At 70.5% G+C, this 18102-nt stretch carries 16 protein-coding genes; 7 read left to right on the top strand and 9 right to left on the bottom strand.

Translation table 11 applies throughout. The features are described from left to right. Positions 1 to 72 precede the first annotated feature (72 nt). From ABZ027_RS38125 to ABZ027_RS38140, 4 genes are all read right to left on the bottom strand, one after another. A complete protein-coding gene (locus ABZ027_RS38125; RefSeq protein ID WP_356776731.1) occupies positions 73 to 1125 on the bottom strand; it encodes an aminotransferase class V-fold PLP-dependent enzyme in 1053 nt (350 codons plus the stop codon). Between the two features lie 107 nt (positions 1126 to 1232). Beyond that, complete coding sequence (locus tag ABZ027_RS38130; protein ID WP_356776733.1) at positions 1233 to 1949, bottom strand: DsbA family oxidoreductase; 717 nt, start codon at positions 1947 to 1949, stop codon at positions 1233 to 1235. A gap of 74 nt (positions 1950 to 2023) precedes the next feature. Continuing rightward, positions 2024 to 2539: a GNAT family N-acetyltransferase gene (locus tag ABZ027_RS38135; protein WP_356776735.1), complete on the bottom strand. Its 516-nt coding sequence runs from the start codon at positions 2537 to 2539 to the stop codon at positions 2024 to 2026. Further along, entirely contained in the window at positions 2536 to 3531 is a 996-nt protein-coding gene (locus tag ABZ027_RS38140; RefSeq protein ID WP_356776737.1) for a helix-turn-helix domain-containing protein, read from the bottom strand. The genes ABZ027_RS38135 and ABZ027_RS38140 overlap by 4 nt, the downstream gene beginning before the upstream one ends. A 70-nt stretch (positions 3532 to 3601) precedes the next feature. Here ABZ027_RS38140 and ABZ027_RS38145 point away from each other — a divergent pair, with 70 nt between their 5' ends. After that, positions 3602 to 4987 (top strand): MFS transporter, encoded by a 1386-nt coding sequence (locus ABZ027_RS38145; RefSeq protein WP_356776739.1) that lies wholly within the window; start codon positions 3602 to 3604, stop codon positions 4985 to 4987. On the opposite strand, the gene ABZ027_RS38150 is transcribed toward ABZ027_RS38145, so the two are convergent. Both ABZ027_RS38150 and ABZ027_RS38155 read right to left on the bottom strand, forming a co-directional pair. Continuing rightward, complete coding sequence (locus tag ABZ027_RS38150) at positions 4953 to 5561, bottom strand: DUF1349 domain-containing protein (RefSeq protein WP_356776741.1); 609 nt, start codon at positions 5559 to 5561, stop codon at positions 4953 to 4955. The genes ABZ027_RS38145 and ABZ027_RS38150 overlap by 35 nt on opposite strands. A 46-nt stretch (positions 5562 to 5607) precedes the next feature. Next, complete coding sequence (locus tag ABZ027_RS38155; protein WP_356776743.1) at positions 5608 to 7137, bottom strand: aldehyde dehydrogenase (NADP(+)); 1530 nt, start codon at positions 7135 to 7137, stop codon at positions 5608 to 5610. A gap of 154 nt (positions 7138 to 7291) precedes the next feature. Here ABZ027_RS38155 and ABZ027_RS38160 point away from each other — a divergent pair, with 154 nt between their 5' ends. From ABZ027_RS38160 to ABZ027_RS38170, 3 genes are all read left to right on the top strand, one after another. Further along, entirely contained in the window at positions 7292 to 8065 is a 774-nt protein-coding gene (locus ABZ027_RS38160; RefSeq protein WP_356776745.1) for an IclR family transcriptional regulator, read from the top strand. 5 nt (positions 8066 to 8070) lie between these two features. Then, complete coding sequence (locus ABZ027_RS38165; RefSeq protein WP_356776747.1) at positions 8071 to 8541, top strand: GNAT family N-acetyltransferase; 471 nt, start codon at positions 8071 to 8073, stop codon at positions 8539 to 8541. A gap of 106 nt (positions 8542 to 8647) precedes the next feature. Beyond that, positions 8648 to 10099: a penicillin-binding transpeptidase domain-containing protein gene (locus ABZ027_RS38170; protein ID WP_356776749.1), complete on the top strand. Its 1452-nt coding sequence runs from the start codon at positions 8648 to 8650 to the stop codon at positions 10097 to 10099. A 55-nt stretch (positions 10100 to 10154) separates the two neighbouring features. Here ABZ027_RS38170 and ABZ027_RS38175 read toward each other — a convergent pair whose 3' ends face one another. Next, a complete protein-coding gene (locus ABZ027_RS38175; RefSeq protein ID WP_356776751.1) occupies positions 10155 to 11606 on the bottom strand; it encodes an NCS2 family permease in 1452 nt (483 codons plus the stop codon). 273 nt (positions 11607 to 11879) lie between these two features. On the opposite strand from ABZ027_RS38175, the gene ABZ027_RS38180 reads away from it, so the two are divergent. Together ABZ027_RS38180 and ABZ027_RS38185 are read left to right on the top strand one after the other, a co-directional pair. Then, the gene (locus ABZ027_RS38180) at positions 11880 to 12446 is read left to right on the top strand and encodes a SigE family RNA polymerase sigma factor (RefSeq protein WP_356776800.1); all 567 of its coding nucleotides are present in this window, start codon (positions 11880 to 11882) and stop codon (positions 12444 to 12446) included. Continuing rightward, positions 12443 to 13312, top strand: coding sequence for a hypothetical protein (locus ABZ027_RS38185; RefSeq protein WP_356776753.1), 870 nt, complete (start codon positions 12443 to 12445; stop codon positions 13310 to 13312). Before ABZ027_RS38180 ends, ABZ027_RS38185 begins: the two co-directional genes overlap by 4 nt. Before the next feature lie 222 nt (positions 13313 to 13534). On the opposite strand, the gene ABZ027_RS38190 is transcribed toward ABZ027_RS38185, so the two are convergent. Beyond that, on the bottom strand, positions 13535 to 14692 hold the full coding sequence (locus ABZ027_RS38190; RefSeq protein WP_356776755.1) for a right-handed parallel beta-helix repeat-containing protein: 1158 nt from the start codon (positions 14690 to 14692) through the stop codon (positions 13535 to 13537). Positions 14693 to 14937: 245 nt separating this feature from the next. On the opposite strand from ABZ027_RS38190, the gene ABZ027_RS38195 reads away from it, so the two are divergent. Then, the gene (locus ABZ027_RS38195) at positions 14938 to 17160 is read left to right on the top strand and encodes a family 43 glycosylhydrolase (protein WP_356776757.1); all 2223 of its coding nucleotides are present in this window, start codon (positions 14938 to 14940) and stop codon (positions 17158 to 17160) included. Here ABZ027_RS38195 and ABZ027_RS38200 read toward each other — a convergent pair. Continuing rightward, entirely contained in the window at positions 17153 to 17950 is a 798-nt protein-coding gene (locus ABZ027_RS38200) for an HAD family acid phosphatase (RefSeq protein WP_356776759.1), read from the bottom strand. The two genes, ABZ027_RS38195 and ABZ027_RS38200, sit on opposite strands and share 8 nt — an antisense overlap. Between the last annotated feature and the right edge of the window lie 152 nt (positions 17951 to 18102).

The raw sequence follows: 18102 nt of genomic DNA on the forward strand, positions 1-18102 counted from the left end.
CGGGGGTGGACGGGGGTGCGGACGTGGGTGACGGGCTCTTCGACACCGCCCGCTCCAGTGCGTTGCCTGCCTTCAGCCGGACAGGACGTCCAGCAGCCGGTCGACGTCGTCGGACGTGTTGTACAGGTGGAAGGAGGCGCGCAGATTGCCCGCGCGGCTCGCGGTCTGGATCCCGGCGTCGCTCAACCGGGGCATGTGGTGGCCGAGCCCGGGGACGGAGACGATCGCCGAGCCGGGAGCGGGCACGGGTTCGTGGCCGAGGGCGGCCAGTCCCGTGCGGAACCGGTCGGCGAGGGCGAGGTCGTGAGCGCGTACGGCGTCGACCCCGAGTTCCTCGACGAGTTCCAGGGAGCGGCGCATCCCGGCGTAGGCGGCCAGGTCGGGCGGCAGGTCGAACCGGCGGGCGGAGTGGGCGAGTTCGGCCAGCGGGCCGTAGCAGCTGTCCCAGGGGTTCTCCCCCGCGACCCAGCCGGCCAGGATCGGCGTGAGGCCGCCGAAGTCCTCCGGCACGACGAGGAAGGCCACCCCGTGCGGGCCGAGCAGCCACTTGTAGCTGACCGAGACGGTGTAGTCGTACGCGTCGGCCCCGATCGGCAGCCATCCGGCGGACTGGGAGACGTCCACGTACGTGCGGGCGCCGTGCTCGCGGGCCGCCTCCCGGAGCGCGGGCAGGTCGGCGATCCGGCCGTCGGCGGACTGCGCGGAGCTGACCGCGACGAGCGCGGTGCCCGGTCGGACGGACTCGGCGATCCGCTCCAGGGGCACGGCGCGCACCTTGAGGTCGCCGCGGGCGTGGAAGGGGTTCACTACGGAGGCGAAGTCTCCCTCGGCGGTGAGGACTTCGGCGCCCGCGGGCAGCGAGGCGGCGACCAGCCCGGTGTGCGCGGTCACCGAGGACCCGGCGGCGACCCGGCCGACCGGGACGCCGGCCAGCCGGGCGAAGGCGGCCCGGGCGCTCTCCACGTCCTCGTACAGCGCGTCCAGCGGACCGCCGTCGGCCCGCGTCTGTGCCGCCTCCTGGAGGGCGGCCACGGTACGAGCGGGGAGCAGACCGCTGCTCGCGGTGTTCAGAAAGGTGTTCTTCGGGGCGAACTCGGCTCGGACGAGGCTCTCGAAGGTCTCCATGAGACCACTGTGAGCCACCCGCCAACCCTCGTCCATTGCGCGTTTCCACGGGGGCCCGCCAAGGGATCCTTATACGTCCGCCCCGACCTGCCCGCCGTTCAGCGGCCCTAGTGCTGCGGCACCCCGCACCCGTCCGGACCGCACGCCTCAGCGCCGCCCTCGTCGATCAGCTTCAGCGGTGACCGCTCGCCCCACGCCTCGGTGAGCGCCTGCGCGAAGACCTCCGCGGGCTGGGCGCCGGAGACACCGTACTTGCGGTCGAGGACGAAGAAGGGCACCCCGTTGGCCCCGAGCTGGGCGGCCTCACGCTCGTCGGCGCGGACGTCGTCGGCGTACGCGGCCGGGTCGGCGAGGACCGCGCGGGCGGCGTCGGCGTCCAGGCCCGCGGCGACGGCCAGCTCCACCAGTCGTTCGTCGCCCTCGGAGAAGACGGACCGCTCCTCGGCGAAGTTGGCCGTGTAGAAGGCCTGGATGAGCTCGCCCTGCCTGCCGTGCTCCTTGGCGAGGTGGAGCAGCCGGTGCATGTCGAAGGTGTTGCCGTGGTCGCGGTCCCGGGTGCGGTACTCCAGCCCCTCGGCGGCGGCCTGCGCGCCCAGGTTCTCCTCACCGGCCTGGGCCTGGGCCTCGCTCATGCCGTACTTCTTGGTGAGCATCGCGAGCACCGGCTGGACGTCGCCCTTGGCCCGGTTCGGGTCCAGCTCGAACGACCGGTGCACGACCTCGACCTGGTCTCGGTGCGGGAAGGCCTCCAGCGCCTTGTCGAAACGGGCCTTTCCCACGTAGCACCAGGGGCAGGCGATGTCCGTCCAGATCTCGACGCGCATGGTCTCGGCTCTCTCCAGTCGTACGGGTGCGAAGGCTCCCTCCGCCGAGTGCGTGAACGTTAAAGCAGCGTGGTTCATTCCTGGGTGGCGGCCTGGCTGACGGCGTACCGCAGGTAGAGGTGGTGGTCGTCGTCGGCCGGTGGGTTCTCCGGGTCGGGGATCCAGCCCTGGCGGGCGTAGAAGGCCTGGGCCCGCCGGTTGTCCACGTGCACGTCGAGCACCGCGGTGCGTCTGCGGTCGGCCCGCCACTGCTCCACGCAGGCCGTGTGCAGGGCCGTGCCGATACCGGCGCGCCAGTGGCCGGGGTCGACGTGGAACTGGAACAGCTTGACCGTGTCCGCGGGGGCGCCCTCGGGGGTGCGGAAGGACGCGAGGCCGACGATCCGGGCCTGCTCGACGGCGCACAGCACATGCCCGTCGGGCCGCTCGACGGCCGCCCGCCAGACGGCGAGCCAGTCGGTGCCGTCGTCGGGGATCCCGTCCGGATAGTAGGTCGCCCGGGCCCGCGCGTGCAGCGCGGTGACGGCGTCGGCCTCGGCGGGCAGGGCGGTGCGGATCACCAGGTCTCCGGTCACGCGTTCGTTGATCACGCAGCGGAGGACGTGTCCGCCACGGACGTGGTTCCCAGACGGCTGAACTGTGCCCGGTAGGAGCTCGGGGTCAGTCCGGTCCGCCGCGCCACATGGGCGCGCAGTGAGTCGGCGGTGCCGAGGCCGCAGGCGCGGGCCACCTGGTCCATGGGCAGGGTGGTGGTCTCCAGGAGTTCCTTGGCCCGCTCGAGGCGCTGGTGGAGCAGCCACTGCAGCGGGCTCACCCCGCTCTCGGCGTGGAAGCGCCGGGTGAGGGTGCGCACGGAGACGCCCGAGTACCGGGCCAGGTCGGCCAGGGTGAGCGGCTTGTCCAGGTTGCGCATGGCCCAGCCGCGGGTGTCCGCGCAGGCGGTGCCGCGCTCGGGCGGCAGCGGGGTCTGGGTGAACTGCGTCTGGCCGCCCGGGCGTACCGGGGCGACGAGGGCGAGCCGGGCGACCTGGTTGGCGATCGCGGCGCCGTAGTCGGTGCGGATGAGGTGCAGGCACAGGTCGATGCCGGCGGCGTACCCGGACGCCGTCAGATACGGCCCGTCCTGCACGTACAGCACGTCCGCGCAGAGTTCGACCTGCGGGTACCGGGTGCGCAGTTCCTCGGCGTGCGCCCAGTACGTCGTGGCCTTGCGGCCCTGGAGCAGGCCCGCCTCGGCGAGTTGGAAGGCGCCGGTGCACAGGGACGCGATGCGGGTGCCGGCGTCGGCCGCCTCGCGGACGGCGGCCACGATCCGCGGCTCCGGCTCGAACGGTGCCCCGGTGCCCGCGACGAGCACCGTGTCCGCGTCCCGCACGGCGTCCAGGCCGTGCGGAACGTGCAGGTCGAGGCCGCCGGTCGTGGGCAGCGGGCCGGGCTCGGCCGCGCAGATGACCACCTCGTACCCCGGCCGCCCGTCCCGCTCGACCTTGCCGAAGAGCATCTCCGGGATGGCGAGGTTGAACATCGAGACGGGTGAGGGCGCGATGACCGCGATGCGGTGCGGGGCTGACTGCTCGGGCATGGCCAGAACCTCCGGGCATATGGCATGGCGGCCACTACTGTACGTCGGCGGAGTTCCGCAGCATGGAGTCATGCCCACGAAACAGTCCCTCCTCCGCCCCGGCCGACTCGCCCGTGACGAGCGTGAGTCGGGGCCCAGGAGCCCCTCCTCCGCGCTCACCCTCACCGCCTCCCTGCTCGGCTTCGCGCTGATCTGCCTGGACGCGTCGGTGGTGAACGTGGCGCTGCCCGCGATCGGTTCGTCCCTGGACGCCGGCATGTCCGGCCTGCAGTGGGTGGTGGACGCCTACACGCTGGCCTTCGCCGCGCTGATGCTGTCCACCGGGGCGTTCTCGGACCGGGCGGGGGCGAGCCGGGCGTACGCGCTCGGCACCACCGTGTTCACGCTCGCCTCGGTGGCCTGCGGACTGGCTGGGAACCTGCCGACCCTGATCGGCGCCCGGGTGGTGCAGGGTGTGGCGGCGGCCGTCGTGCTCCCGGCCTCGCTGGCGCTGGTGCGGCAGGCGTACACCGATCCGGCCCGGCGGGCCCGTGCGGTGGCCCTGTGGGCGGCCGGGGGTTCGGCGGCGGTGGCGCTGGGCCCGGTGGCGGGCGGTGCGCTGACCACGGCCTGGGACTGGCGTGGGATCTTCTTCGTCAACCTGCCGGTGGGCGCGCTGATCCTCGCCCTGCTCCTGAGGGCCCCGCGCTCCGAGCGCCGACCCGCGCCGCTGGATCTGCCCGGCCAGGTGACGGCGGTGCTGGCCCTGACGGCGCTGGCGTTCGCGGTGATCGAGGGCGGCACGGCGGGCTGGGCGGCGGGAGCGGTGGCCGTCGTCGCGGCGATCGCGTTCCTGCGGATCGAGGCGCGCACACCGCACCCGGTCGTCCCGCTCGGCCTCTTCCGCGATCGGACCGTGGTCGCGACGGTCGCGGCGGGAGCGGCGGTCAGCGTGGCCTTCTACAGCATGGTGTTCGTCTTCTCGCTCTTCTTCCAGCAGGTGCAGGGCCGTTCGGCGCTGGCCGCCGGGCTGACGTTCCTGCCGATGACCGGCCTGATCGCGGTGACGAACGTGGTGGCGGGCAAACTGGCCGGCCGCCACGGCCCCCGGCTGCCCATGCTCGTCGGGCAGGGGCTGGCCGTCGCGGGACTGCTCGGACTGCTGTACGTCGACGCCGGCACCCCGACCGCTCTGGTGGCCGTACTCCTGGTACCGATGGCGCTGGGCTGCGCGCTGACGGTGCCGCCGCTGACCGCCGCGATGATGGACGCCGTACCCGCCGAACGGGCGGGCCTGGCGGCCGGGATGCTCAACGCGGCGCGGCAGGTGTCCGGGGGTCTGGGCATCGCGGTCTTCGGTGCGCTGGTCTCCGACGGGTTCGTCGGGGGGATGCGGCTGAGCCTGGCCATCAGCGCGGCCCTGCTCGTGGTGACCTTCGCCCTCAGCTGCCGTCTCGCAGGTCGTCCGGCCAGGTAGGCCGGAACTCGATGTGGTCGTACGTCACGACGCACCCCTCCCCCATCGGCGACTGCGTCATGAAGCCGACGAGGGCGGCGCCGGTCGCCTCCTCATCCCCGAGGGTGAAGAGCCGGACGAAGGTCCAGCGCTCACCGTCGCGGGAGGCGTGGAAGGCGAAGGCCCGCCCGGTGCGGCTCACCCGCAGCCACACGGAACTGCCGTCCACGGTGAAGGAGTTGGCGTCGTCGGAGTGACCCCGGGTGACCACCGTGCAGACGGTGGGCACCTTCGGGGAGTACTCCAGGCACAGCTTCGCCCAGGCCCGCTCACCCACATGGACGTACAGCACCCCGGCGTCGAAGGCCCCGGCGAACCCCACCGTGACCCGGGCGATCAGCTGGAAGTCGCCTTCGGGCGCCCCGAGCAGACGGGGCGCGTCGGAGGCGGGGTCCAGCCCCTCGCCGGTGGGCGTCACGAAGCGGTCCTGGCGGGGTCCGGCCCATCCGGTGAGGACACCGTCCTCGTGGGACCAGTTGCCGTCGGGGCCGTAGGTACGCAGGGGGAAGGGGAGTTCGGGAAGTTTCACGTCCATGCTCAGAGTTTCCCAGTTTCCCCTTCTCCGCGCGTCCGTTGTGCGATCAGCGTTCGAGTCGGCCGTTGAAACGGCGGGGCAGCCCGAGCGGGTTGTCGTCCCGCAGCTCCGGCGGCAGCAGCGCCTGCGGCGCGTTCTGGTACGCCACCGGCCGCAGCCACCGCTCGATCGCCGTACCGCCGACGGAGGTCGACGTGGAGGTCGTGGCCGGGTACGGCCCGCCGTGATGCTGGGCCGGTGCCACGGCGACACCCGTCGGCCAGCCGTTGACCAGCACCCGGCCGGCCAGCGGGGTCAGCTCCGCGAGGATCTCGGCGCCGCGCCCCTCACCGGCCGCCTCCTCCGTCGACAGGTGGACCGTCGCGGTGAGGTTGCCCGGCAGACGGGACAGCACGGCCTGCGCCTGGGCGTCGTCGTCGTAGCGGACCACGACCGTCACCGGGCCGAAGCACTCCTCCAGGAGGAGGTCGTAGGCGCCCTCGGTGGCCAGCTTCTCCGCCGCCACCGTCAGGAAGCCCGCGCTCACCGTGTGCTCGCCGCCCGCGCCCGGGGTCACCGGGGACTCGACGTCGGGGAGTTCCACCCGCTCGGCCACGCCGGCGACGAAGTTGTCCCGCATGCGGTGGTCGAGGAGAACCCCGGACTCGGTGTCGCTGACGGCGTCGGTCAGGGACTTCAGCAGGCGGTCGCCGGACGCGCCGGACGGCGCGAGGACGAGTCCCGGCTTCACACAGAACTGGCCGACGCCCAGCGTCATCGAACCGGCGAGGCCCGTGCCGATCGCCTCGGCGCGTTCCGCGGCAGCCGCCTCCGTGATCACGACCGGGTTCAGCGACCCCAGCTCGCCGTGGAACGGGATCGGCACCGGCCGCGCGGCCGCCGCGTCGAACAGCGCGCGGCCGCCCCGGACGGATCCGGTGAAGCCCGCCGCGGCGATCAGCGGGTGCTTGATCAGCTCGATGCCGGCCTCGAAGCCGTGCACGAGACCCACGACGCCCTCGGGGATGCCGTGTGCGGCGGCGGCCCGGCGCAGCGTGGACGCGACCAGCTCGGACAGGCCCGGGTGGTCGGGGTGCGACTTGACGACGACCGGGGAGCCCGCGGCCAGCGCGCTCGCGGTGTCGCCGCCGGCGACCGAGAAGGCGAAGGGGAAGTTGGAGGCCGAGTAGACGGCGACCACGCCGAGCGACACCTTGTAGCGGCGCAGGTCCGGGATCGGCGGCGTCGCGGTGTCGTCGGGGTGGTTGATGACGACGTCGAGGAAGGCGCCCTCGTCGACGATGTCCGCGAAGGCCCGCAGCTGGTAGCAGGTGCGGGCGAGTTCGCCGGTCAGCCGTACCGGACCGAGCGCGGTCTCGGCGTCGGCGGCCTCGACGAGATGGTCCTTGGCCGCCTCCAGACCGTCGGCGGCGGACCGCAGGAACGCCGAGCGCACGGTTCGGTCGGCCAGCGACCCGCGGGCCGCGTGCGCGGCGCGGACGGTGGCGTCCACCTCCTGGGCCGTGGCCTCCACCGCAACCTGTTCACGCTGCTTCCCGGTTCGGGGGTCGACACTCCAGACTGGTGCTGCTGCCACCGCGGGTCCCTCCAGGTATGTCTTGCGTATGTCTTGCGCTGTAATGCCGCAGTATCTGGGTCATTCACCAGGGCGTTCGATATACTGAACGCTGTCTCTGGTGGTGAATATGCTGTTGGAGACTATTTCCCGTCGAACGAAGGGGTCAAGGGCGATGTCGGCAGCCGAGACAGGCGGCGGGGCGCAGGTCAAGTCCGCGGTACGGACCGTTGAACTGCTCGAGTACTTCGCCGGGCGCCCCGGCATGCACTCCCTGGCGGCGGTCCAGGAGGCCGTCGGGTACCCCAAGTCCAGTCTGTACATGCTACTGCGCACGCTCGTGGAGCTGGGCTGGGTGGAGACGGACGCCACGGGCACGCGGTACGGCATCGGCGTGCGGGCGCTGCTGGTGGGCACCTCTTACATCGACGGCGACGAGGTGGTGGCGGCCGCCCGGCCGACCCTGGACCGCCTCTCGGACGACACCACGGAGACCATCCACCTGGCGCGCCTGGACGGCACCAACGTCGTCTACCTCGCCACCCGCCAGTCGCAGCACTACCTGCGCCCCTTCACCCGGGTCGGCCGCCGCCTGCCCGCGCACTCGACCTCCCTCGGCAAGGCGCTGCTGAGCACCTACCCGGACGAGCAGGTCCGCAAGATGCTCCCGGAGACCCTGCCGGCGCTCACCGAGCACACGATCACCGACCGGGAGAAGCTCATCGAGGAGCTGCACCAGATCAGGGAACAGGGCTTCTCCGTCGACCGCGAGGAGAACACGCTGGGGCTGCGCTGCTTCGGCGTGGCGATCCCCTACCGCACGCCCGCGCGGGACGCGATCAGCTGCTCCGTGCCGGTGGCCCGGCTGACCCCCGCCCACGAGCAGATGGTGAAGGACGCCCTGTTCGACGCCCGTGACCGGCTCACGCTCGCCACCAGGAGGCTCTGAACCCGATGGAGATCACACTCCGCGAGGTCCACGACAGCGACCTGCCGGTCTTCTTCCGGCAGATGAACGACCCGGAGGCGGTCCGCATGGCGGCCTTCACCCCGAAGGACCCCGCCGACCGGGACGCCTTCGACGCCCTCTGGAAGGGGATCCGCGCCTCGGACGCCGTGGCCAGGACGGTCCTGGCCGACGGTGACGTGGTCGGCAGCGCGGCGGTGTACGGGGAGCCGGGCGAGCGCGAGGTGACGTACTGGGTGGACCGCGCGTACTGGGGGCGGGGCGTGGCCACCGCGGCCCTGCGCGCGCTGGTGACCGAGGTGCCGGAACGCCCGCTGTACGCCCGCGCGGCCGCCGACAACGAGGGCTCCCTGCGGGCCCTGGAGAAGTGCGGCTTCGAGGTGGCGGCACGGGAGCGGGGTTTCGCCAACGCGCGCCGCGAGGAGATCGACGAGGTCGTGCTGACCCTGCGGGGGTGACGGCCACCGCCGGCGTTCGTGAACACCCCATGTGTACATGAACGTCCGATGAGAAATTGGGCCGAAGGGAACGATCCGATCGCCCCCGCTCGTCCTTCCTGGCGGGATGAACAAGACGATCAGGCGCGCCTCCGCCTTCACGCTGCTCCTGGTGCTCGCCCTGCTGGTCCGGGCGACCTGGGTGCAGTTCTACGACGGCCGGGCGCTCGCGGACGACAAGGACAACCGGCGCAACGCGATCGAGACGTACGCGGACCCGCTCGGGAACATCATCGTGGCCGGCAAGTCGATCACCGGTTCCGCGCAGACGAAAGGCAGCGACCTCAAGTACAAGCGCACCTACACCAACGGCCCGCTGTACGCGGCGGTGACGGGCTACGCCTCGCAGGCGTACGCGCCGACCCAGCTGGAGGGCGTCTACCAGGACCTCCTCAACGGGACGGACATCCGGCTGAAGACGGTCATGGACACCGTCACCAACGAGCGGGCCGAGCCCGGCAACGTGGTGACGACGATCGACCCGAAGGTGCAGAAGGCGGCGTACGACACGCTCGGCGACAAGAAGGGCGCGGCCGTCGCGATCGACCCGAGCACGGGCCGGATCCTCGCGGTCGTGTCGACGCCGTCGTACGACCCCACCTCGCTCACCGACGCCAACTCCGCCGGTACGGACTGGTCGAAGCTGACCGAGGACTCCGACAAGCCGCTGACCAACCGGGCTCTGCGCCAGCCGCTGCCGCCGGGCTCGACGTTCAAGCTGGTCGTGGCGGCGACCGCGCTGGAGGACGGTCTGTACTCGTCGGTGGACGAGAAGACGGACAGCCCGAACCCGTACAAGCTGCCACAGTCGAACAACGTCCTGGCGAACGAGAACCCCTCGGCGCCCTGTGAGAACGCCACGATCCGGGTCGCCCTGGAGTACTCCTGCAACAACGTCTTCGCGAAGATGGCCGTCGACCTCGGCGAGGACAAGGTCCGGGAGACGGCGGACAAGTTCGGCTTCGACGACCCGACGCAGGACATACCGGTGCGCGCGTACGAGAGCGTGTACCCGAAGGACATGGACAAGGCGCAGACGGCCCTGTCGGGCATCGGCCAGTTCGATGTGACGGCGACGCCGCTGCAGATGGCCATGGTGTCGGCGGCCATCGCCAACGACGGCAAGCTGGTCTCGCCGCACATGGTGTCGCAGATCACCAACAGCGGTGGTGACGTCCTGGAGAACTACGACGACGACACGGACACCAAGGAGATCGTCAGCTCCTCCACCGCCGAGCAGTTGCAGTCCGCGATGCGGACAGTCGTCGAGGAGGGCACCGGTACCAACGCGCGGATCCCCGGCGCGACGGTGGGCGGCAAGACCGGCACCGCCCAGCACGGCGAGAACAACAGCCAGACGCCGTACGCCTGGTTCACGTCGTACGGCAAGGCCGACGGCAAGGAGGTCGCCGTCGCGGTGGTCGTGGAGCAGTCGAACGCGGCTCGTTCGGAGGTCAGCGGCAACGGGCTGGCGGCGCCGGTCGCCAAGGCCGTGATGGAGGCGGCGCTGAAGAACTAGGTTCGCCGCTGAAGAACGGGCGGAAGCCCCGGCACCCTCCTGCCGGGGCCCGCGCTCACTTCACGCCGAGGATCTGCTCGATCGGGTCGATCGCGAAGTACACCAGGAACAGCGCGGCCGTCCCCCACAACAGCCAGTGGATGTCCTTCGCCTTGCCGAGGACCGTCTTGAGCAGGACGTAGGTGATGAAACCGGCGCCGATGCCGTTGGTGATGGAGTAGGTGAACGGCATCACGGCGATCGTCAGGAACGCCGGGACGGCGATCTCGTAGCGGTCCCAGTCGATGTTCTTGACCTGGGTCATCATCAGGAAGCCGACGGCAACCAGGGCCGGGGCCGCCGCCTGGAGCGGGACGATGGTCAGCAGCGGGGTCAGGAACAGGGCCAGGGCGAACAGGCCGCCGGTGACGAGGTTGGAGAAGCCGGTGCGCGAGCCCTCGCCGACACCGGCCGCCGACTCGATGTAGGAGGTGGCGGAGGAGGACGAGGCCGCGCCGCCCGCGACCGCCGCCGCGCCGTCGATGAGCAGCACCCGCCCGAGGTTGGGCACCCTGCCCTCCTCGTCCAGCAGTCCGGCCTCGGCGCTGATGCCGACCACGGTGCCCATGGTGTCGAAGAAGTCGGACAGGATCAGGGTGAAGACCAGCAGGACGACGGTGATGGCGCCGGTCTGACCGAAGGCGCCGAACAGACTGAAGTGGCCGACGAGGCCGAAGTCGGGCGAGGCGACCACGTCGTCCGGGATCTTCGGCGTGGTCAGGCCCCAGGTCTTGATGTCGGCGACCGAGTCGATGACGATCGCGACGACCGTCATGGTCACGATGCTGATGAGGATGGCGCCCTTGACCTTGCGGGCGAGCAGTCCGATGGTCAGCAGCACCCCGAGACAGAAGACCAGGATCGGCCACCCGGTGAGGGTGCCGGTGGAGCCGAGCTGGACGGGGACGGTGGTGCCCGCCACGTCGGGGATCCGGCTGACGAAGCCGGCGTCGACGAAGCCGATGAAGGCGATGAACAGGCCGATGCCGACGCTGATCGCCTGCTTCAGCGACTGCGGGATGGCGCGCATGACGGCCTCGCGCAGCCCGGTCACCACCAACACGCAGATGAGCAGGCCTTCGAGGACGATGAGGCCCATCGCGTCGTCCCAGCTCATCAGCGGGGCGATCTGGAAGGCGACGACCGCGTTCAGTCCGAGGCCGGCCGCGAGCGCGAGGGGGAGGTTGCCGGCGACGCCCATGATGATCGTCATCACGGCGGCCACCAGGGCGGTGGCGGTGGTCAGTTGGACGGCGTCCAACTGGTGGCCGAACTTGTCCTTCGCGCTGCCGAGGATGATGGGATTCAGGACAAGGATGTAGGCCATCGTGAAGAAGGTGGCGAGGCCGCCGCGTATCTCCCGGCCGAGGGTGGACCCCCGCTCGGTGATTCCGAAGAACCGGTCGACGCTGTTCGCCCCTGGTGGCGGGCCACTTGGCCGGTCGGTCGGCCGCTGTGTCACGGACATGGTCGTTGCTCCTTGATGCCTGAAAGATCGGTCTGCGGATGCTGGCTGGATTGTTCCTTCGTTGAACCGGTTTCGGGTTTTCTCCGTGTTACGGAATCAGGGTCGCGCCGGTCAGACGGTGTTCGAAGACCCGTACGAACGATGCTCACGATCACTGCTACGCTTCCGGATCTCGAACCGGCCGACGCCGGATGATCGCATGTCATTCACATGACATACACAGCCGGCATCCGTCTGGCCGGATGCCCGAGCCGCCGTGAGGAGAGGTCGCCCGTGGGCACGGTCGTCGACGACGCAGCCTCCGTGGAGTTCCACGCCTTCTTCGAGCGTCACTACGCCGAACTGTCCCGTCTCGCGCATCTGCTGACCGGTGAGGCAGACGCCGCCGACGACCTGGCGGCGGACGCCCTGCTGGCGTTGTGGCACCGCTGGGACCGGGTGCGCGCGGCAGACCATCCCGCGGCGTACGCGCGCGGTGTCGTCGCCAACCTGGCCCGCACCCGCATCCGCAGCGCCGTCAGGGAGCGGCGACGCGTCGCGCTGTTCTGGTCGCAGCGCGAGGAGAAGACCGAGAATCCGGACGTGGCGGGCGTGGTCGACGTGCAGGAGGCGCTGCGGGGGCTCCCGTTCCGCAAACGCGCCTGCGTGGTGCTGCGGCACGCCTTCGACCTCTCGGAGAAGGACACCGCGCTCACCCTGGGCGTCTCGGTCGGTACGGTGAAGAGCCAGACCTCCAAGGGGATGGCCGAACTACAGCGGTTGCTCGGGACACCGGCAGCTCCGCGGCAGGTGCGCGCGGCGATGGTGCGCACCGGTGACGCCGGAGGAAGGGACCGATGACGATGCGGCGGGACGTGCACGACGAGCTGCGCGCTCGGCTGCACGAGGCGTCCGGGGCGCACGAGCCCGACCGCGCGCGCATCCTGGCCCGGGTCGAGCGCGGGATGACCGAACAGACCCGCGCGGACCAACGGGCGGCCCGTCCGCCGGTGCTGGGCTGGGCGCGGGTGGTCGGCGCCACCGCCGCGGTCGCCTGCGTGCTCGGCGTCGGCGGTTACGCGGTCGCCTCCGCGGTCAAGGACGAGGCTCCCCCTCAGGCGGTCGACGTGTCGCCGACGCCCACCCCCTCCCCGGACGCGACGAGCCGCGCGCCCGCCCCGCCGGCGGAGCCGACACCGAGGCCCACACGGGAGCCCGACGCGCCGAGCAAGTCGCCCACCAGTGCGCCGAGTTCCACCGCGACCGCGCCGCCGTCGACTGCGACCGGCTCCGGCTCCGGCTCCGGCTCCGGCTCCGAGGACGGCCCGCTGTGGTCGGACGGCTCGGTGGACCCGCACAGCAACGAGTTCTGGGCGCAGAGCAACGTCACCCTGAAGACGAGCGAGAAACTCACCGCGCTCACCGTCCGGTTGAAGGTCAGACAGACCGGCGGGGTCACCTCGGCCGGCGCCTGGCGGTCCGCGCCCGAGGACGACTTCACCGCGACGGTCGCCGAGCAGGACGGCTTCCTCGTCTACACCTGGGTACTCAAGCCGGGTCGTACGGTGTGGCCTGGCGAGTGGGTGTTCGCGGGCCAGTACGACCACGACCGCGGTGGCCGGGACGCGAAGGACGACGGCTACTCGGTCACCGGCACCGCAAGCGGCGGACACCGTGCCGTGGCCGGTGACTTCGCCGCCCACGAGGGCGACGAGGGCGACTCCTGAGAAACGTCCCGACGACGGGGCAACCCCTGCCCCGCCGGTGACGACCAGGAAACGCGACCCCCGAACGCCGGCCTGGCAGAGCCCCCCTTTGGCCGGACCGGAAGCACTGGTCGAGCCCCCCTCGGCCGGTCACGCGAACGCCCCCGCCGGTGACGGCGGGGGCGTTTCCTGCTCCCGATGGCGCGGGAAGAGACGCGGACGGCCCGCGGCTCACGAACCGCCCTAGTCCATGGCGGCACCGATGGTGGTGGACCCGGTGGTCAGAAACGTGATGGTCGGCAGGGCCCCGTTCCGGCTACGGGCACCGTAGGCCGCCGTCGCGTCGGTCGACCTGAAGGCGGGTGTGCTGACGCCGCTGTCCCAGTTGTTCGCCGCGGAGACGGTGGCCGACGTCAGCTCGGACAGGCCGCCCTTGTTGCTCACCGCGAGGTTCCGGGCGAGCCGGGCCTTGCCCGTGGCGAAGGAGAACCCCGCCTCGGCGTTGGCGTAGGCCGTGTTCCGGTTGAGCACGATCGCGCCCGGGTTGGAGTTGTCGGTGAACCCGTGCAAGGCGTTGTCCCAGGCCGCGTTGTGGTTGACGACATGCGCGACGGTCACGCCCCCGCCGCCCAGCTTGAACCCGTTCCCGTTGCCCTCGAACGCCGTGTCCCCCCACCGGTCGCGGCCGTTGCCGAAGGCCCAGGTGTGCTCGACGGTGACCGGCGAGGAGAACTGCCACAGGTCGAGGCCGTCGTCGGAGTTGTCGTACAGCCGTGCCCCGGTGATCCTGTTGCCGGTGCCGGAGCCGAACTTCACGGCGATCCCGTCGGCGTTCTGCCCGTGCCCCGCGGAGTCGTAGTTGCCGTGGCTGTCCAGGTTCTGCACGAGGTTGCCGGTCGTGCCGTCGCCGCGCAGCGTGAAGCCGGAGTCACCGTTGTCGGCGGTGACCAGGTTTCTGAAGACACCGCCCACGGAGGACGTGGCCACGAAGCCCTGCGCCGGGGAGTTCTGGAAGGTGAGGTTCTGGACGGTCCAGTAGTCGCCGTGGATCCCGGCCAGCCAGGAGCCGTCGGGCAGCCTGGACCCGTCGATCCGCACCTTCTCGGTGCCGTAGGCCCGCAGCGTGATCCGGGCCGAGACGGTGCCGTCGGCGGTGGACTTGAGGGTGGCCTTCGGGAAGTACGTGCCCTGGCGGACCTGGATGACGGTGCCGGCGTCCGCGTCCCTGACCGCCGCCTCCAGCTGCGCGGTGGTGGACACGGTGACCGTCGTCGTGGCGGCCTGCGCGCCGACGCCCGAGAGGCCGAGGTAGACGCCGCCCGCCCCCGCGGCGACGGCCACGGTCGCGGCGATCGGGAGAGTGGTCCGTGTCCTGCGGTGACGTCCGGTGCCAGCACGCACGAAGCGTTCCTTTCCTGGGGGCCTGGGGATGGCGGGGGCGAAACGGGCCGGAGGGGCCGCCCCGGCCCGTTTCTGGGATCTGGTCGCCACCGCTGACCACAAAGGTTGCCGCCGCCCCACGAAAACGATCGAAACTTTCGATCCCCTCTGTCCCGCCCGCACTGATTGACGCGCTGTGTCACTCCTATGACACTCCGAGGGCACAACGCCCCAACAGAAACCCCCACAGTCCCACAGGATGTGTCATGCGACCCCCCAGACGCCGTACCGCCCGCACCCTCCTGGTCCCCTTCCTGGCGCTTCTCCTCTCCCTCCTCGCGATACCCCCCGGCGCCACCTATTCAGGAGCATCGCCCGTGAAGCAGCCCAAGTACGCCGGGTACCTGTTCACCTACTTCACCGGCGAGGGCACCGCCGACGGGGAGCAGATCCGCTACGCCCTCAGCCGCGGCAACGACCCCCTGCACTGGCGGGAACTGAACGCGGGCAAGCCGGTCCTGACGTCCACCATCGGGGAGAAGGGGCTGCGCGACCCGTTCGTCATCCGCTCCCCCAAGGGCGACAAGTTCTTCCTGATCGCCACCGACCTCCGGATGTACCAGAACAGCAGCGGCAGCTGGGACGACGTCCAGCGGCACGGCAGCAAGTCGATCATGGTGTGGGAGTCCACGGACCTGGTCCACTGGACCGACCAGCGCGTGGTGAAGGTCGCCCCGGACAGCGCGGGCAACACCTGGGCGCCGGAGGCCTACTGGGACGACTCCCTCGGTGAGTACGTCGTCTTCTGGGCGTCGAAGCTGTACGCGGACGACGATCCCGACCACAAGGGATCGACGTACAACAAGATGCTCTACGCGACCACGAAGGACTTCCGTGACTTCAGCGAGCCGAAGGTCTGGGACGACCCGGGCTACTCGGTCATCGACTCGACGGTCGTGAAGGACAAGGACACCTACTACCGCTACACCAAGGACGAGCGGGACCCGACCTCCAGCTCGCCGTGCGCCAAGTTCATCACCGGGGAGAAGTCGACCAGCCTGACGTCGACCAAGTACGACCTGGTCGCGGACTGCATCGGCAGCGGTGCGATGGACCGCGGTGAGGGCCCGACGGTCTTCAAGTCCAACACCGAGAAGAAGTGGTACCTCTTCATCGACGAGTACGGCGGCCGGGGCTACGTCCCCTTCGAGACCACCGACCTCGACTCGGGCAAGTGGACTCCGTCCACCAACTACCAGCTGCCCGCCAGCCCCCGGCACGGCACCGTCCTTCCGGTGACGCAGAAGGAGTACGACCGACTGCTGGCCGCCTACCCGGTGAGCCCCACGTCGGTCGTGGACTCGACGGTGAAGGACCAGAAGGGCTACGCGATCGTCACGGAGTCCGCGTCGAAGGCCGTGCTGCCGATGGAGCCCGGCGCGGACCTGCGCGACCTCGCGCCGAAGCTGTGGGTGGGTGAGGGCGCCACGGTCAGCCCGAGGTCCGGTACCCGCCGGGACTTCCGCAAGCCGCAGACGTACACCGTGACGGCCGCGGACGGCACGCGGCGCGCCTGGACTCTCGAGGCGGTCCGCACCGGCAGCCCGACCCTCCCCGGCCTCAACGCCGACCCGGACGTGCACTACCTGAACGGCGAGTACTGGATCTATCCGACGACGGACGGCTTCCAGGGCTGGAGCGGGACCCGGTTCAAGGCGTACTCGTCGAAGGACCTGGTCCACTGGAAGGACCACGGCGTGATCCTCGACCTCGGGCCCGACGTGGCCTGGGCGGACAAGAACGCGTGGGCGCCGGCGATCGCCGAACGCGACGGCAAGTACTACTTCTACTTCTGCGCCGAACAGCAGATCGGTGTGGCGGTGGCCGACTCCCCCGCCGGCCCCTTCAAGGACGCGCTGGGCAAACCCCTGGTGGCGAAGGACGGTTCACTGAGCGGCCAGATGATCGACCCGGCGGTCTTCACGGACGACGACGGCCAGTCGTATCTCTACTGGGGCAACGGGCACGGGTACGTGGTGCCGCTGAACGACGACATGGTGTCCTACGACGCGGCGAAGGTGAAGGACATCACGCCGGACAACTTCCGTGAGGGATCCTTCGTGATCAAGCGGAAGGGCACGTACTACTTCATGTGGTCCGAGGACGACACACGCAGCGAGAACTACCACGTCGCCTACGCGACCGGACCGTCCCCGCTCGGCCCGTGGACCAAGCGGGGGACGATCCTGTCCAAGCGGGCCGAGTACGGCATCCTCGGCACCGGCCACCACTCCGTGGTGAACGTCCCCGGCACCGACGACTGGTACGTCGTCTACCACCGGTTCGCGCTGAACGGCCCCGGCAAGCCGGGCGGCGACGGCATGCACCGCGAAACCACCATCGACCGCATGCAGTTCGCGCCGGACGGCACGATCAAGCCGGTGGTGCCGACGCTGGAGTCGGTGGAGCCGGTACGCCCGGTCAGCTGACGAAGTACGTCGGGTTCGGCAGCTTGTACGTCCGGTCGGCGTAGCCGCCGTCGAGGTCGGAGTACTGGTCGCCGAAGTTGGCGACCACGTCGTACCCGAGGTCCTTCTCGATGTGCTTCCGGGTGCCGGACTTGTACTGCACGGTGGTGCAGGTCCAGGCACCCGGAGTGGCACAACCGCTCAGGTAGGACGGCGGGTTGGCGGTGTTCTTCAGAAACATGTGATCGGCGTCGAGGTTGATGTCGGCGCCGATCTTCTTCAGGTTCTCGACGGCCGCCGTGCGCTGCGCCTCGCTCAGGCCCGAGTTGTAGAACACCTCGACGCCCTTCTTCTCGGCGTACCGCACGAGCTCGGCGCTGCCGAAGACCGCCGGACGGTCGGCTTTGTTGACGTACGCCGCCCACGTGGCCGAGTTGTACGTGTAGTTGTAGCGCTTCTCGTAGTCGAGGCTGAGCAGCAGCGTGTCGTCGATGTCGAAGACGACCGCGGGCTTCGTGCCCCTGTGGTGGGCCTTGCGGGCCGCCTGGTCGAGGTACTTTCTCGCGGCGGCGTCGATCCGCGCGAGATCCTTCGCGTACGGGCTGTCCGGTGACGCCTGGTACACACCGTTCGCGTCGGCCGCGGTGCCGTAGTAGCTGTCGATGTCCTTGACCAGCAGCCCGATGTTGTAGGGCTCGTGCGTGGAGTTCGCCGTGGACTGACCGGCGGTGGCCGCGCCGGCGCCGTACAGGGCGCCACCGGCGACGACACAGGCGGCGCCGACGACGGCCGCTTTGAGGGACTTCCGCATGGGATCTCCGGATCTGGTGGGTGGATGTTGCCCAGGTCAGGGAACTGTCTACGCGCATCACACGCTCGGCGCGAGCACCGTTATCCCACCGATCCACATTCCATGGTCGAGGCATTGCCCACTCATGAACCCGGATTGGCCATCCGTTGAGG

Origin of the sequence: Streptomyces sp. NPDC006332 (assembly GCF_040612855.1) — a bacterium.
GTDB lineage: Bacteria > Actinomycetota > Actinomycetes > Streptomycetales > Streptomycetaceae > Streptomyces.

What these genes read in the sequence shown, in the direction of transcription:
- ABZ027_RS38200 (WP_356776759.1), bottom strand. Translation starts at nt 17,950, where the DNA reads ATGCGGAAGTCCCTCAAAGCGGCCGTCGTCGGCGCCGCCTGTGTCGTC.
- ABZ027_RS38125 (WP_356776731.1), bottom strand. Translation starts at nt 1,125, where the DNA reads ATGGAGACCTTCGAGAGCCTCGTCCGAGCCGAGTTCGCCCCGAAGAAC.
- ABZ027_RS38170 (WP_356776749.1), top strand. Translation starts at nt 8,648, where the DNA reads ATGAACAAGACGATCAGGCGCGCCTCCGCCTTCACGCTGCTCCTGGTG.
- ABZ027_RS38185 (WP_356776753.1), top strand. Translation starts at nt 12,443, where the DNA reads ATGACGATGCGGCGGGACGTGCACGACGAGCTGCGCGCTCGGCTGCAC.
- ABZ027_RS38130 (WP_356776733.1), bottom strand. Translation starts at nt 1,949, where the DNA reads ATGCGCGTCGAGATCTGGACGGACATCGCCTGCCCCTGGTGCTACGTG.
- ABZ027_RS38165 (WP_356776747.1), top strand. Translation starts at nt 8,071, where the DNA reads ATGGAGATCACACTCCGCGAGGTCCACGACAGCGACCTGCCGGTCTTC.
- ABZ027_RS38195 (WP_356776757.1), top strand. Translation starts at nt 14,938, where the DNA reads ATGCGACCCCCCAGACGCCGTACCGCCCGCACCCTCCTGGTCCCCTTC.
- ABZ027_RS38150 (WP_356776741.1), bottom strand. Translation starts at nt 5,561, where the DNA reads ATGGACGTGAAACTTCCCGAACTCCCCTTCCCCCTGCGTACCTACGGC.
- ABZ027_RS38175 (WP_356776751.1), bottom strand. Translation starts at nt 11,606, where the DNA reads ATGTCCGTGACACAGCGGCCGACCGACCGGCCAAGTGGCCCGCCACCA.
- ABZ027_RS38140 (WP_356776737.1), bottom strand. Translation starts at nt 3,531, where the DNA reads ATGCCCGAGCAGTCAGCCCCGCACCGCATCGCGGTCATCGCGCCCTCA.
- ABZ027_RS38160 (WP_356776745.1), top strand. Translation starts at nt 7,292, where the DNA reads ATGTCGGCAGCCGAGACAGGCGGCGGGGCGCAGGTCAAGTCCGCGGTA.
- ABZ027_RS38145 (WP_356776739.1), top strand. Translation starts at nt 3,602, where the DNA reads ATGCCCACGAAACAGTCCCTCCTCCGCCCCGGCCGACTCGCCCGTGAC.